Genomic DNA, 14351 nt, shown 5'->3' on the forward strand with positions numbered 1-14351 from the left:
AAAGTTTAATTTAAAGAACCACATCTCTATAGAAATTTGTGTACGCTTCCGCGAATACATCTTTCGCGGCGAAAGGTAAAAAAGGTTTTCCCGAAGATTCTATAAATTTTGTTAAACTTGGAGACAGGTTTTCCGAAGCTATAATGACTGCATCTGAATGCTTTAGAGTAGCTTTTATAATATTTTCATAATCCGGAACTTCCAAATCAGCAATCGCCTCATCCGGGATTCCGTCAAATTTAACTTTATTGATCATCTCAGCGTCTAATGTTCCCTCAAAAGACTGACTGTAAACCGAAGTAACAATCTTTGTTTCTGAAAACAATGCTTCGTTTTTATAAAAATGTTTCAGGTAAATCGGCAACATAGCCGCCATCCATCCATGAACATGAATAATGTCAGGAACCCAGTTGAGTTTCTTAACGGTTTCTACCACTCCTTTTGCAAAGAAAATAGCGCGCTCGTCATTATCAGGATACATTACACCTTCCTCGTCAGCAAATGTCGCTTTCCTTTTGAAATATTCATCATTATCAATAAAGTAAACCTGAATCCTTTCTTTAGGTATTGATGCGACCTTAATTATCAGCGGCATATCTAAGTCATTCACTACCAAATTCATCCCAGAAAGTCTTATTACTTCGTGCAATTGGTGTCTTCTCTCGTTAATATTACCATACCTTGGCATAAAAATTCGGATCTGCCCTCCCTGATCGTTGATCATTTTCGGAACGTCGTAAGACATTAAAGAGACCTCATTTTCAGCGAGATAAGGCACCACTTCAGATGATACATATAATATCCTCTTATCTTTCATATTGTAATTTACTTTATTTGTTGGCAATAAAAACCATGCAAAATTACAAAAATTTATGCAGTTATTAACTAAAATAGTAAGTTTGCATTTAATTTTAATAATACCGCCATGCATATTTTCTACGGAAAAGCATCTTTAAGGGACCATTTGAAATCTATAAAATTGGCGCATTCCTCTATTGGGTTTGTTCCCACAATGGGCGCTTTACATGACGGCCATTTGGCATTAATACAGAAATCATTACAAGAAAATGACAATACTGTTGTGAGTATTTTTGTAAATCCAACTCAGTTCAATAACCCTGAAGATTTAGAAAAATACCCGAGAACATTGCAAGAAGACATAAATAAACTTACTGCCCTAAATTCCAATATAATTCTGTACGCACCCTCTGTTGAAGATATTTATGACGGAAAACCAGTTGCACAACCTTTCGATTTCGATGGACTTGAAAACCAAATGGAAGGCAAATTCAGACCTGGACATTTTAATGGTGTCGGTACAATTGTGAAGCGTCTTTTTGAGATAGTGGAACCAACAAACGCCTACTTTGGAGAAAAAGATTTTCAGCAATTACAAATTGTCAAAAAAATGGTAGCCAAAAACCACTTAAAAATCAACATCATTGGTTGCCCAATTTATAGAGAAGCGAATCACCTTGCGATGAGTTCAAGAAACGAACGGCTTTCAGCGCAGGAAAGAGAGCAGGCTTCATTTATTTACAAAACACTAAAAGAAGTAAACGGAAAATTTGAAACCCAGAGCGTTACAAGCATTTCAGAATGGGTTCAAAAATCATTCAGCCAGAATCCTAACTTTGAACTGGAATATTTCGTGATTGCTGATGAAGCAACGCTTTTACCCTGTATTAGAAAAAATAAAAACAAAAAATATCGCGCGTTCATCGCCGTATTAGTCAACAATATTCGTTTGATTGACACCATTTCATTAAATTAATTTACTTTTGTAGCATGCAAATTCAAGTATTAAAATCAAAAATTCACCGCGTTAAAGTAACGGGCGCTGATCTAAATTATATCGGGTCAATCACCATTGACGAGTCATTACTAGACGCCTCTAATATTATTGAGGGCGAAAAAGTTTCAATTGTAAACATCAATAATGGAGAACGTTTTGACACTTACGCCATCAAAGGCGAACGAAATTCCGGTACCATAACCCTAAACGGACCGGCGGCCAGAAAAGTCCAAAAAGACGACATAATCATTATCATTTCCTATGCAACTATGGAATTCGAGGAAGCCAAAACCTTTAAGCCTTGGATTATTTTCCCTAACGAAAATAACAATTCGTTGACTTAATTTCCTTTCGAATAATACACTAACAACTGTTTATTAACCGCTTATTCTATGATTTTACATTTTAAAACCACAGAATAAGCGGCTATTTGTTTAAACGTTTTCTTTTGTAACGAATCAACTTTCTTTTACACCTTCAAATCGAAGTGCCCTTTTAACATTTACTGCTATTAGTTTCCGGTTAAAAGTAATAATGTTTATATTGCTTGCTGTTATTTTGGGTGAGCTATAATTTCTAAACAAACCAAATCATGAAAAAACTAATACTTTTTTTACTTATTCCCCTTTCTGTTTTTTCACAGAAAACCACGATGTCTTTCGATTCAAATGCACTAGGTGAAAGTCGTGAAATTACAATTGGCCTTCCTCCTTCTTTCGAAAAAAACCCTAATAAAAAATATCCGTTACTCATTTTGCTCGATGGCGAGTATCTTTTTGATCCCTTTTATGGTGCTTTAAACTATGGCGCATATTGGGATGATTTGCCGGAAACTATAATTGTTGCCATTAGCCAAAACAAAAAAAATGAAAGAGCCACTGATAGCGGATTCAAGTCTGAAAACGGCTTACCCTCCGAGACCGGCGCTAATTTTTTCGAATTTATCGGCAGTGAACTGATTCCTTTTATTGAAAAAAAATACCGTATTGCGCCTTTTAGTATTATAGCGGGACACGATGTAACAGCCGGTTTTCTTAACTTTTTTCTGTACAAAGAAAACCCTATATTTAGAGGTTATATCTCTATGAGTCCTGAATTCGCCACCGACATGGAAACGCGAATCCCGGAAAAACTTGCAGCAATCAAACAGTCTGTTTATTATTACCAGTCCAACGGAGACGGAGATATAAAAAAACTTCAGGAGGCGATTAAGAAATTAGACACTAACATTAAACTTTTGAAAAATCCATTAGTTAATTACAAATTTGATGATTTTAAAGGGGCGTCACATTATTCATTGGTACTGCATTCTATACCAAATGCGCTTTATCAAATATTTGATTCTTACAAACCAATTTCGTCAGCGGAATACTCCGAAAAAATTGCTGTGCTGCAATCCGGATATGTTGACTATCTGGTCAACAGATATGATAATTTATCGAAAAATTTAGGAATAAATATCCCAATTCGCATAAATGATTTTATAGCAATCGAAGCCGCAATTCTAAAAAATAAAGCTTATCCGGAATTGGACAAATTGGCGGAGCTTGCCAAGAAAAATTATCCAAAATCAATGCTTGCCGACTATGAATTGGGCTTAATGTATGAAAAAATGGGCGACTTGAAAAAAGCCTTGAAATCCTATCAAAAAGCATCGCAATTAGACGAAATTGGAAATTTGACAAAGGATATGATGATGGAAAAATATGATGATATGAAAAGCCAAACAGCAAAAAAATAATGTCAAAAGTAAAAACAACGTTTTTTTGCCAGAATTGCGGAGCCCAATATTCTAAATGGCAAGGACAATGCAATTCCTGCAAGGAATGGAATACCATAGCCGAAGAAATTATCCAAAAACAGGAAAAATCGGCTTGGAAGAGTGAGTCTGTTGCTACTAATAAAGCGCCAAAACCATTACGAATAAACGAAATTGATTCGGCACAAGAAATCCGAATGGACACCACAGATGGCGAATTGAATCGCGTACTTGGTGGCGGAATCGTTCCCGGTTCCTTGATACTTTTGGGTGGTGAACCCGGCATTGGAAAAAGTACGCTTTTGCTGCAGATTTCTTTAAAATTACCTTACAAAACTTTATATGTTTCGGGTGAAGAAAGTCAGAAACAAATAAAAATGCGCGCCGAAAGAATCACGCCAAGCGGTGACAATTGCTATATTCTTACCGAAACCAAAACCCAAAATATCTTCAAGCAAATTGAAGCCATTGAACCGGAAATCGTGATTATCGATTCCATTCAAACCTTGCATACGGATTATATTGAATCCACTCCAGGAAGCATTTCTCAAATACGGGAAACCACCGCCGAACTAATTAAATTTGCCAAAGAAACCAATATTCCAGTAATTCTGATTGGTCATATTACCAAAGACGGAAACATTGCAGGACCAAAAATCCTGGAACACATGGTCGACACCGTTTTACAGTTTGAAGGCGACAGAAATCACGTATACCGAATTTTACGTTCGTTAAAAAATCGTTTTGGTTCCACTGCCGAAATTGGTATTTATGAAATGCTGGGCAACGGTTTGCGAGAAGTTTCGAATCCTTCGGAGATATTAATTTCACACAAAGACGAGGAATTGTCCGGAACCGCAATTGCGTCCACATTAGAAGGCATGCGTCCGTTGATGATTGAAATCCAAGCCTTGGTAAGCACCGCAGTTTACGGGACACCGCAACGCAGCACCACGGGTTATAATGCCAAAAGACTCAATATGATTCTGGCCGTTTTAGAGAAAAGAGCGGGTTTTAGGCTTGGTGCCAAAGACGTTTTTCTGAACATAACAGGAGGAATTTCAGTAGATGATCCGGCGATAGATTTAGCGGTTGTAGCCGCCATTTTATCCTCGAATGAAGATATTGCAGTCAATAAAGATTTTTGCTTTGCCGGCGAAGTCGGACTTTCAGGCGAAATACGTCCCGTAAACCGAGTGGACCAACGCATTCAAGAAGCAGAAAAATTAGGTTTTTCGACCATTTTTGTATCCAAATACAATAAAATTGCGTTGAAAAATACCGGAATAAAAATTCGATTGGTAGCGAAAATTGAAGATGTGGCTAGTGAATTGTTTGGGTAAAATTTGTTGGCAACCCTAAAATAGCAATTCTCTTACACAAGTAGTTTTATAAGAAATTACGCTGACTTGATGGATTAACTAGGGTTTATAGCATTCGAAGGCGGGGTAATGTCAACGCAACAATAGCGAGGATTTGCAATCCCTGCCCGCTACAATAGGAAACCTAAAAAGCTGTAAAGACTCGAATGAAGTGAACAGATGAAAAAAATCACATAACGAGAGCAACTAATGAGATTTCTCCTTCGTCTAAATGACAAAATTAAATACATTGGTATGAGCAACGGAAAGTCATTTGATACTTTTCCTATTCCTTAATTCACATTCAATATCTCTTATTTTAAATAAAAATAATAAATCAGGAATGAGACTCATTATTTTTCGTAACTTTATGTTTAACAATTCGTTACGGAAACAAAATGAAACCTGCACACCAAACTATGACTCATTTTTACGAACACTTAGGCAAAGTGTTCTATTCTATTGCGGCCATAGACAAAACCGTTCGTACGGAAGAAATTGAGAAACTAAAACAAATAATCAGGACGGAATGGCTTCCGCTGGAAAACAGTTTTAATGAATTTGGCGATGACACCGCTTATCAAATTGAAATTGTTTTTGACTGGTTAGTAGAAAACGAATGGGTATTCGACCAAGTAATTCCTGACTTTAAAATTTTCAGAGCGGAACACCAACACTTGTTTACTCCAGAAATTAATACCTTGATTCTAAAAACGGCAAATGCAATAGCTTCCTCATTTTCAGGAAAAAATAAATCAGAACACGTTTTAATAAGTCAACTGAGCGTGATTCTTTTCCAATAAAATAGTAAAAAAACAATGTACTTTAATTTAAAATAGTAACGAAATGAAAAGACAAACTGGCATCTGGATAGACACCTCAAAGGCAATTATCGTCACTCTTGAAGGTGGTAAAGAAGAAAAAATTTCCGAAATAGACTCTGCTATTGAAAACAGCGTGTATCACGATAAGGAAGGCAACAAAGGAACTTTTTCCGGAGGTCACCATGGTAACAGCGAGTCAAAATTTGAAAATCGAAAAAAAGAACAAATTGATTTCTTTATAAAAGAAGTTCTGGCCTATGTCAAAGGAGCAGATGAACTCTTTGTTTTTGGCCCGGCTGAAACCAAGATTCGGCTGGAAAAAAAAATTCAGGACGAAAAACTTTTTGTCAATAAGTTAAAAGCTGTTGAAACCGCCGATAAAATGACAGTAAACGAAATCGTGGCTAAGGTTAAGAAATTTTACGTTTCATAAATTACTACAATAACTGAATTTTTAAATAAAAGCTCTACTTACGGTACTTTCACTACAATATAATTCACGAAACTACAACATCAAAAATGTTGTAGTTTTTTTTATGTTATTAATAATTAAAAAGCACAAAAAAGTACTAAATACAAAGAGAAGTCAAGATCTATACTAGTTTTTCCTTTACTTTACGGATAAATGCATATATTGAATTCCATAAGATGACAGACTGTTTATGAGAACCGGAAAACAAAAAATAATTCTTGCCGTAAATACAATTTTTGTATTATTTGCAGTCGTAATTATTACTTTTTATGTATTTCGCGATGCCGTTTTAAAGCAAACCGTCGCCAAGGTTTCCCACGAAATGGAAACAGAATACAATAGTACATTTTTGGTAAAAAAAGCAGCATTCGATGGATTATCCGGATTAAGCCTTACCGATATATCAATAATTCCAAAAAATGCTGATACTCTTTTTAAAATACAAAAACTAAAAACGAGTATTAATTTATGGCGCTTGATTACTGGTGATCTTCAATTGGGAACTTTAGAAATAAAAAATGGTTTTGTCCAACTTGTCAAAAAAGGAAAAGTGACAAACTATGATGCTTTTCTAAAAAAAGACAATCAGGAAGTAACAAGCGACGAGAAAAAACATTACGCTCGGTCTACCTACAGACTCATTTCAAAAGCACTGAATTTAGTCCCGACGGATATGATTCTGGACAATCTTTCTTTCCGAATTAATGATAATGGGAAAAAAGCAACTATCAATTTTCAAAAATTGCGATTGGTCAACAAGCAATTGGAAACTTCGATAAAAGTTCAAACCAACACTCTTTCTCAACGCTGGAAAATTAAAGGTTTTGCTGATCCAAGGAATAAAAAAGCCGATATCCGTTTCGTAAATATGGACTCTGGCGCAATAAAAATGCCCTATTTAGACGAGCGCTTCAACCTGAAATCGAGTTTTGATTCCATTCGATTAAATATTCAAAACATAGATAAAGACGGTGAGGAATTGCATATTGATGGCTTCATGGCTATTGCCAATTTAAAAATCAACCATCCGAAAATTGCCAGCAAAGATGTCATTCTTAGAAATGCCAGATTCGATTACCGATTCTTATTGGGTTCTGAATTTATTTCGATTGACAGCAGCTCAACGGTTGAGTTAAATAAAATAAAATTTCATCCTTATGCAGCTTATGAAACCGAAAAAGACACCATTTATAAACTCAAAATAAGCATCCCAAAAATGAATGCGCAGGATTTCATCTCTTCGCTTCCTGACGGTTTATTTACCAATTTTCAAGGTATGAAAGCCACAGGTACTTTTGATTATAAACTAAATTTTGCCTTTAATAAAAACAAACCCAATCAACTAGTTTTTGACAGTAAACTGAAAAAAGAAAATCTAAAAATCACCAAATATGGCGAAGCCAACCTCAATAAACTCAATGGCGAATTTGTCTATCGCGCACTTATAAAAAACGTCCTGCAACGTCCGGTTTTAGTCGGTTCGGCCAATCCAAATTACACACCGCTGGACCAAATTTCGCCATACTTAAGAAAGTCGGTTTTGACTACAGAAGATCCTTCTTTCTTTTCGCACCATGGTTTTATCAACGAAGCATTCAAACAATCCATCATCAAAAACATAAAAACCAAAAAATTCTCACGCGGCGCCAGTACTATCAGCATGCAATTAGTAAAAAATGCTTTTCTGAGTCGGGAGAAAACTGTATCCCGTAAACTGGAAGAGATTTTATTGGTTTATATTCTGGAAAACAACCGAATTGTAAGCAAAGAACGCATGCTTGAAGTGTATTTTAATATCATCGAATGGGGTCCAAATGTATATGGAATTGGCGAAGCGAGTCAGTTTTATTTCCAAAAAACGCCTTCGGAATTATCATTAAATGAATGCTTGTATCTCGCCCGAATTATTCCAAGTCCTAAAAAATTCATGTATCAATTTAACGATCAAGGCATGTTGAAAGATTTTGCCGTGAAACAAGAATCGTTCTTAACCAATATTATGCTCCGAAGAGGACTTTTGACTGCTGAAGATACGATTTATAAGTCCTTACCGATATTGATTTCGGGGCCTGCAAAATCTTTTATCAAATTTAAGGTACAAGATTCAACACAAATAAAAGTGGATTCTTTAGCCGTTGATGATGAATTTGATCTTTAATGCTGAAGATTTAACCACAAATTTCACGAAGAAAGCGCCAAGTTCACGAAGGTTTAAATTTACTATTATATTGTCATTCCGACAAAGGAGGAATCCCATCATGGTAGATTCCTCCTTTGTCGGAATGACAAAAAATGATTTTTTAATTTATGGTGCCGGATCAGGAATCACAGCCTGCACTTCATCAATCGCTTTTAGAATTTCATCCGAGAGCGACACTTGAATCGTATCAATATTCTCTTTAAGTTGATCCAATGTTGTCGCGCCAATAATTGTGCTGGTAACAAACTGCTGTTGTTCGATAAACGCCAAAGACAATTCCGTTAAAGTCAGTCCGTTTTTGTTGGCTATTTCCTTATACAAACGAGTAGCTTCGGTACTTTGTGCGCTGTTGTATCTAGAATACTGCGGAAACAATTTGATTCTGGCGTTTGGATGATTTTCGCCAGTAAGGAATTTACCGGACAAAACTCCAAAAGCCATCGGCGAATACGCCAATAAACCAACTTTTTCTCGCAGACAAATTTCAGCCGAACCGTTTTCAAAAAGTCGGTTTAATAAAGAATATGGATTTTGAATCGTTTTTACTCTTGGCAGATTGCTGTATTTACTTTCTTCCAGAAAACGCATAATCCCCCAAGGATTTTCGTTTGAAAGTCCGATATATTTGATTTTTCCTTCTTTAATAAAACCGTCTAATGTCTCGAGAACGGTGTGAATATTATCTTCCCAAGCATCATCCTGCACTTTGAAACCTCGTTGTCCAAAATAGTTGGTTTTGCGTTCCGGCCAATGCAATTGGTACACATCAATATAATCCGTTTGTAAGCGTTGTAAACTATTATCCAATGCAAATTTGATGCTGGCTGGGGAGAAATCTAATTTTTCTCTCATGTATTCAAAATTTGGATTGGGCCCGGCAATTTTAGATGCCAAAACTATTTCCTCTCTTTTTCCTGTTTTTTTAAACCAGGTTCCAAGGATTTTCTCGGTGCTGCCGTACGTTTCCTCACGCGCGGGAACAGAATACATTTCTGCAGTGTCAAAAAAATTGACTCCATTTTCTAAGGCATAATCCATTTGGGCATGACCGTCAGCTTCTGTGTTTTGTTGTCCAAAAGTCATGGTTCCAAGGCAAATTTTGCTGACTTTTACATCAGTATTGGGCAAAGTAGTGTATTTCATATTTTAAGGAAATTGTATTTTATTTTTCGAAAACAAAGATAAAATTAGTTTGTCATTACGATTTAGTGTTAACAGTAAATTGAGAAAAGTTTACAGCATGTTAAAAAAATATAACCGCTAATTAGCGAATTAAAAACCCCTCAAACGAAGGATAAAATTAGCGAATTAGCGGTTAAGAAAAAGTCCTTTTTTTTAACCATTAAGAGATTAAGTTTTATTACGAATCAACGCTGAATTATCTTAATTCCTTAATGCCGAAACTTATAATTACAAATATTCTGTGAAAAAATTCTTTTTTAAACCATTAAGACATTGAGCTTCACTTAAGACCAATGCTAAATTTTTTTAATTTCTTACTGGTAAAAATTTATAATTACTCGATGCTTTAACCTTAATTTATCTCATTCAACATTTCGGCGATTTCGTCTAATCTTGGCGTTAGAATGATTTCGATTCTACGGTTCTTCGCTTTTCCTTCGGCTGTTGCATTGCTTCCTAATGGAGAGAATTCTCCTCTTCCAGCCGCAGTAAGATTTTGCTTGTTGATTTTTTTGTTCTCACTCAAAATAGCAACAATTGCTGTAGCTCTCTTGGTTGATAAATCCCAGTTGTCGGCAATTGGACCTGAAGCCGTGAATGCATCATCATCGGTGTGACCTTCAATAAGTACGGATATATCCGGGTTGTCACCCAAAACTTTTGCCAATTCTACAACTGCCTTTTTCCCTTCGGAACCTACAGCCCAACTTCCGGAATTAAAAAGCAATTTGTTCTCCATGGACACATATACTTTACCGTTTTTCTGTTCTACTGTCAAGCCTTTTCCTTCAAAACTATTCAAGGCTTTGGATAAAGTTTCTTTTAGTTTTTTCATACTGGCTTCTTTGGCAGCAATCAAATCTTCTAGTTCTTGCAAACGTTGTGCGCTTTTGCTCAATCGGTCTTGTTCTAATGCCAATGCTTTTCCTTTTTCGTCTAATTGCTCCAGCAAATCACGGTTTTTCTTCATGTTGCTTTGCAAAGCATCTCCGCTGTTTTTTTCTAAAGCCACGTAAGAATCCTGTAAGACTTCGAATTTATTTTGAGCTGCGGCGTAATCTGCTTTCAATTTATCCAATTCTCCGTTGGATTTACTCAAATCAGTTTTCAAACCATCACGGTCTAATTCTAATTGATTTTTAGCTTTTAACAAATCAGCGTTTTCATCTGCTAAACTTCTGTTTTCTTTTTTGGAATCGGCGTATTTACTTTCTAAATCATTGTATATTTTCTTGGACACACAGGATGTTGAAAGTGACAATATCAGTAATCCGACGGAAATTCTTTTTATCATTTTATCTGTTTTTATGTTGTTTATAAATCAAAAATTCAAAATGTATTCAAATGCCCTAGCCCCGATAGAAGTGAAAATCCTTTCCAGTCCTGTACTTGTTTCAGGATTCTAGAAACAAGTTAAGGACTGGAAAGATTGCAACGAATAGCGGGAAATAGCTCCTCTTTCGAATGGGCTTCGGAGATTACTCGATTTCCACCAGAATAGGGCAATGGTCTGAATGTATTGCGTCAGCAAGAATAACGGCTCTCTTGAGTTTATGTTTCAGGGAATCACTGACCAAAGTGTAATCGATACGCCAGCCTTTGTTGTTTGCTCGGGCTCCGGCGCGGTAACTCCACCACGTGTATTGGTGCGGTTCACTGTTGAACTGGCGAAAACTATCGACAAATCCGGAGTTCATAAATCCGTCGAGCCAAGCCCTTTCTTGCGGTAAAAAACCTGAAACGGTTTTGTTCCTCACAGGATCATGGATATCAATCGCTTCGTGGCAAATGTTATAATCGCCACAGATAATCAGGTTTGGAATTTCCTTTTTTAGATCATTGATGTAGTTCTGAAAATCATCCATGAACATGAATTTATGATCCAGCCGCTCGATATTGGTTCCCGATGGCAGGTACAAACTCATAACAGAAAAACCTTCAAAATCAGCTCGAAGGTTTCTCCCCTCAAAATCCATGTGGTGGATTCCGGTTCCGGGAACTACAGCAGTGGGTTTGATTTTTGAAAGAATAGCCACTCCGCTGTAGCCTTTTTTTGTCGCCGAATAATAATACTGATACGGATAACCCGCTTTGGTAATGTCGTCAACTGGTATTTGGTCTTCGGTAGCTTTAATTTCCTGCAGACAAATAATATCCGGATTTGCGTGCTGCAACCACTCAATAAAGCCTTTTGCAATGGCAGCTCTGAGTCCGTTGACGTTGTATGAAATGATTTTCATTAATGTTTTTTTAGTGTTTCAAATGTAATAAAAAAGTAGAAGTTTGGTTCCTAAAAAGGGAAGAAAATGGAGTTTTTTGCTACCTTTGTCTCTTGCTCTAAAACAAATAATACATGGGTTTAGTAACCGCCAAAGAAGTTGCAAAAGCGATAAATGTTGATAAGTACGGAGTTTTTGGAACTTTTTCCGGATGGATGTTGATGAAGGTGCTAAAAATCTCTACATTAAACAAAGTATACAATAGAAACAAACATCTGACTGAGGTTGCCTTTCTCAATGGAATATTGGATGATTTACAAATAAAGTTCGAAATCCCCGAAGAAGATTTAAAACGCTTGCCAAAAGAAGGAGCTTACATTACGATTTCTAATCATCCGTTAGGAGGAATTGACGGGGTTTTATTATTGAAATTAATGCTCGAAAGAGAACCTAATTTCAAAATCATTGCCAATTTCCTATTGCACAGAATCGAGCCATTAAAAAAATATATCATGCCGGTGAATCCTTTTGAAAATCATAAGGATGCTAAATCGAGTGTGGTTGGAATCAAGGAAACATTACGCCATCTCAGCGATGGAAAACCATTAGGCATGTTTCCAGCAGGAGAAGTGTCTACCTATAAAGACGGGCAATTAATGGTGGACAAACCATGGGAAGAAGGCGCGATTAAAGTAATCCGAAAAGCTCAGGTTCCCGTTGTACCCATCTATTTTCATGCTAAAAACAGCCGATTATTTTATTTACTTTCCAAGCTAAGCGGTACTTTAAGAACCGCCAAATTACCTTCGGAAGTGTTTAGCCAAAAGCATCGCGTGATAAAAGTACGCATTGGAAAACCCATTTCAGTGAGTGAACAAAATGAGTTTACAACGCTGGAGGACTATTCGGAATTTTTGAGAAAAAAAACGTATATGCTTGCTAATCCTTTTGAAAAAGAAAGCAAATTATTGACTCCTTCGACTCTAAAACTTCCAAAAAGTCCAAAAAAAATTGTTACTGCTGCAAATGGAGATGAAATTATTGCCGAGGTTGATGCACTGAGAAATACCGACTGTCGTCTTTTGCAAAGTAAAAACTATGAAGTTTTCTTTGCGGAAGCGACCAAAATTCCAGGTATTTTGCATGAAATCGGGCGACTGCGAGAAATTACTTTTCGGGAAGTAGGCGAAGGAACAAATGAATCCATTGATTTAGATAAGCATGACCAATATTATCACCACCTGTTTTTATGGGATAGCGATGCTAATAAAATTGCCGGCGCCTATCGGATGGGTTTAGGTTCCCAAATTTATCCGCAATTTGGGATTAACGGGTTTTACCTCAACGACCTTTTTCGATTTGAACCGGAACTTTATGACATGATGAGTAAATCCATTGAAATGGGACGCGCTTTCGTTATCAAAGAATACCAACAAAAACCAATGCCGCTTTTCCTGCTTTGGAAAGGAATTATGCACACAACTTTGCGTTACCCGGAGCATAAATTTTTGCTGGGAGGCGTGAGCATCAGCAATCAATTTTCAGATTTCTCAAAATCGCTGATGATTGAATTCATGAAATCCAATTATTACGATCCGTATATTGCACAATACATCCATCCGAAGAAAGCGTATAAGGTAAAACTGAAAGATGCCGATAAAGATTTCATTTTTGACGAAGCCGAATCCGATCTGAACAAGTTTGATAAAATCATCGATGAGCTGGAACCGGGAAGTCTGCGTTTACCAGTTTTGATTAAAAAATACATCAAACAAAATGCAAAAGTGGTCGCTTTTAATGTCGATCCGCTATTTAACAATGCCGTTGACGGATTAATGTACATCCGAATTGCAGATATTCCGGAAAGCACGATGAAACCCGTTATGGAAGAATTTCAGGCCGAACTGGAACGCAAATTGAGCGAGAAAGAAGATTGATTTCCAAATCATATTAAATAGTAGCCACGATTTTCACAAATAAACTTAAACTAATTTGTGAAATTCGTGGCAAAAAAAATTTAGAAGGGAAATGCTCATATTTTAGAACCAGCCTCTTTTACCTACTTGATAGGTTTGATAAAACTCTTCGTCTGTTTTAGTAAGATAAATAATCCCTTCGATAAGACCAATTACACCTCCCAGACCGCATGTCACAATACTTATAATCAGTTGTATAATTCCCTCTTGAGTATATCCCAAAATAAACTTATGAATTCCCAAATATCCTAAAAGGATTGCCAGCACTCCTGCAACAATTTTTTTATTTTCCGGCCTGTTAACCGGTGTGTTATTCCAGTGTTCAATTTTTTGATTTTCCATAGATTTATTTTAAAGGATTATTTTTCAGTTATTAAAAATATAAAAATTATTGAAATGCTTCATCGATTGGTTCCCAAAGTTCTATCTTATTTCCCTCTACATCAAGAATCCAACCGAATTTTCCATACTCATAGGACTTCACATCACCTACAATCGTTACACCTTCATCCGATAATTTTTTTAACAAACCCTCTAAATCACGCACTCGGAAATTTTGCATG

13 protein-coding genes are annotated in these 14351 nt (G+C 36.4%); 8 read left to right on the forward strand and 5 right to left on the reverse strand.

The genetic code is table 11. The features are described from left to right. Window positions 1-10: 10 nt before the first annotated feature. Window positions 11-817, reverse strand: a complete 807-nt coding sequence (locus tag E0F89_RS00185) for a glycogen/starch synthase (RefSeq protein ID WP_131907858.1) — start codon at window positions 815-817, stop codon at window positions 11-13. Window positions 818-925: 108 nt separating this feature from the next. Between E0F89_RS00185 and panC the strand changes: the two genes are divergently transcribed. The 7 genes from panC (at window position 926) to E0F89_RS00220 (ending at window position 8369) form a co-directional block, all read left to right on the forward strand. Next, entirely contained in the window at window positions 926-1774 is an 849-nt protein-coding gene (panC, locus tag E0F89_RS00190) for a pantoate--beta-alanine ligase (protein ID WP_131907859.1), read from the forward strand. A gap of 14 nt (window positions 1775-1788) precedes the next feature. Continuing rightward, a complete protein-coding gene (panD, locus tag E0F89_RS00195; protein ID WP_131907860.1) occupies window positions 1789-2139 on the forward strand; it encodes an aspartate 1-decarboxylase in 351 nt (116 codons plus the stop codon). A gap of 248 nt (window positions 2140-2387) precedes the next feature. Further along, a complete protein-coding gene (locus E0F89_RS00200) occupies window positions 2388-3536 on the forward strand; it encodes an alpha/beta hydrolase-fold protein (RefSeq protein ID WP_131907861.1) in 1149 nt (382 codons plus the stop codon). Continuing rightward, window positions 3536-4897 (forward strand): DNA repair protein RadA, encoded by a 1362-nt coding sequence (radA, locus tag E0F89_RS00205; RefSeq protein ID WP_131907862.1) that lies wholly within the window; start codon window positions 3536-3538, stop codon window positions 4895-4897. Before E0F89_RS00200 ends, radA begins: the two co-directional genes overlap by 1 nt. A 416-nt stretch (window positions 4898-5313) precedes the next feature. Further along, window positions 5314-5718: a hypothetical protein gene (locus E0F89_RS00210; protein WP_243699444.1), complete on the forward strand. Its 405-nt coding sequence runs from the start codon at window positions 5314-5316 to the stop codon at window positions 5716-5718. Window positions 5719-5761: 43 nt separating this feature from the next. Then, on the forward strand, window positions 5762-6172 hold the full coding sequence (locus E0F89_RS00215) for a hypothetical protein (RefSeq protein ID WP_131907863.1): 411 nt from the start codon (window positions 5762-5764) through the stop codon (window positions 6170-6172). A 229-nt stretch (window positions 6173-6401) separates the two neighbouring features. Then, entirely contained in the window at window positions 6402-8369 is a 1968-nt protein-coding gene (locus tag E0F89_RS00220; RefSeq protein WP_131907864.1) for a transglycosylase domain-containing protein, read from the forward strand. A 147-nt stretch (window positions 8370-8516) separates the two neighbouring features. Here E0F89_RS00220 and E0F89_RS00225 read toward each other — a convergent pair whose 3' ends face one another. From E0F89_RS00225 to E0F89_RS00235, 3 genes are all read right to left on the reverse strand, one after another. Further along, window positions 8517-9554 carry an aldo/keto reductase gene (locus E0F89_RS00225; RefSeq protein WP_131907865.1) on the reverse strand — a complete coding sequence of 346 codons (1038 nt, stop codon included), beginning with the start codon at window positions 9552-9554 and terminating at the stop codon, window positions 8517-8519. Window positions 9555-9945: 391 nt separating this feature from the next. Continuing rightward, window positions 9946-10887, reverse strand: a complete 942-nt coding sequence (locus E0F89_RS00230) for an OmpA family protein (RefSeq protein WP_131907866.1) — start codon at window positions 10885-10887, stop codon at window positions 9946-9948. Window positions 10888-11071: 184 nt separating this feature from the next. Then, a complete protein-coding gene (locus E0F89_RS00235) occupies window positions 11072-11833 on the reverse strand; it encodes an exodeoxyribonuclease III (RefSeq protein WP_131907867.1) in 762 nt (253 codons plus the stop codon). A 113-nt stretch (window positions 11834-11946) separates the two neighbouring features. Between E0F89_RS00235 and E0F89_RS00240 the strand changes: the two genes are divergently transcribed. Continuing rightward, the gene (locus E0F89_RS00240) at window positions 11947-13749 is read left to right on the forward strand and encodes a GNAT family N-acyltransferase (RefSeq protein ID WP_131907868.1); all 1803 of its coding nucleotides are present in this window, start codon (window positions 11947-11949) and stop codon (window positions 13747-13749) included. Between the two features lie 102 nt (window positions 13750-13851). Here the strand turns inward: E0F89_RS00240 and E0F89_RS00245 are convergent, their stop codons facing one another. Then, on the reverse strand, window positions 13852-14130 hold the full coding sequence (locus E0F89_RS00245; protein WP_131907869.1) for a TM2 domain-containing protein: 279 nt from the start codon (window positions 14128-14130) through the stop codon (window positions 13852-13854). Between the last annotated feature and the right edge of the window lie 221 nt (window positions 14131-14351).

The sequence above is a fragment of the Flavobacterium caseinilyticum genome (assembly GCF_004349085.1).
Classification (GTDB): domain Bacteria; phylum Bacteroidota; class Bacteroidia; order Flavobacteriales; family Flavobacteriaceae; genus Flavobacterium; species Flavobacterium caseinilyticum.

Bases quoted from the DNA above. Each gene is read 5' to 3' on its own strand.
- E0F89_RS00235 (WP_131907867.1), bottom strand. From the start codon at position 11,833: ATGAAAATCATTTCATACAACGTCAACGGACTCAGAGCTGCCATTGCA.
- panD (WP_131907860.1), top strand. From the start codon at position 1,789: ATGCAAATTCAAGTATTAAAATCAAAAATTCACCGCGTTAAAGTAACG.
- E0F89_RS00200 (WP_131907861.1), top strand. From the start codon at position 2,388: ATGAAAAAACTAATACTTTTTTTACTTATTCCCCTTTCTGTTTTTTCA.
- E0F89_RS00185 (WP_131907858.1), bottom strand. From the start codon at position 817: ATGAAAGATAAGAGGATATTATATGTATCATCTGAAGTGGTGCCTTAT.
- E0F89_RS00240 (WP_131907868.1), top strand. From the start codon at position 11,947: ATGGGTTTAGTAACCGCCAAAGAAGTTGCAAAAGCGATAAATGTTGAT.
- E0F89_RS00225 (WP_131907865.1), bottom strand. From the start codon at position 9,554: ATGAAATACACTACTTTGCCCAATACTGATGTAAAAGTCAGCAAAATT.
- radA (WP_131907862.1), top strand. From the start codon at position 3,536: ATGTCAAAAGTAAAAACAACGTTTTTTTGCCAGAATTGCGGAGCCCAA.
- E0F89_RS00245 (WP_131907869.1), bottom strand. From the start codon at position 14,130: ATGGAAAATCAAAAAATTGAACACTGGAATAACACACCGGTTAACAGG.
- E0F89_RS00210 (WP_243699444.1), top strand. From the start codon at position 5,314: ATGAAACCTGCACACCAAACTATGACTCATTTTTACGAACACTTAGGC.
- E0F89_RS00215 (WP_131907863.1), top strand. From the start codon at position 5,762: ATGAAAAGACAAACTGGCATCTGGATAGACACCTCAAAGGCAATTATC.
- E0F89_RS00220 (WP_131907864.1), top strand. From the start codon at position 6,402: ATGAGAACCGGAAAACAAAAAATAATTCTTGCCGTAAATACAATTTTT.
- panC (WP_131907859.1), top strand. From the start codon at position 926: ATGCATATTTTCTACGGAAAAGCATCTTTAAGGGACCATTTGAAATCT.
- E0F89_RS00230 (WP_131907866.1), bottom strand. From the start codon at position 10,887: ATGATAAAAAGAATTTCCGTCGGATTACTGATATTGTCACTTTCAACA.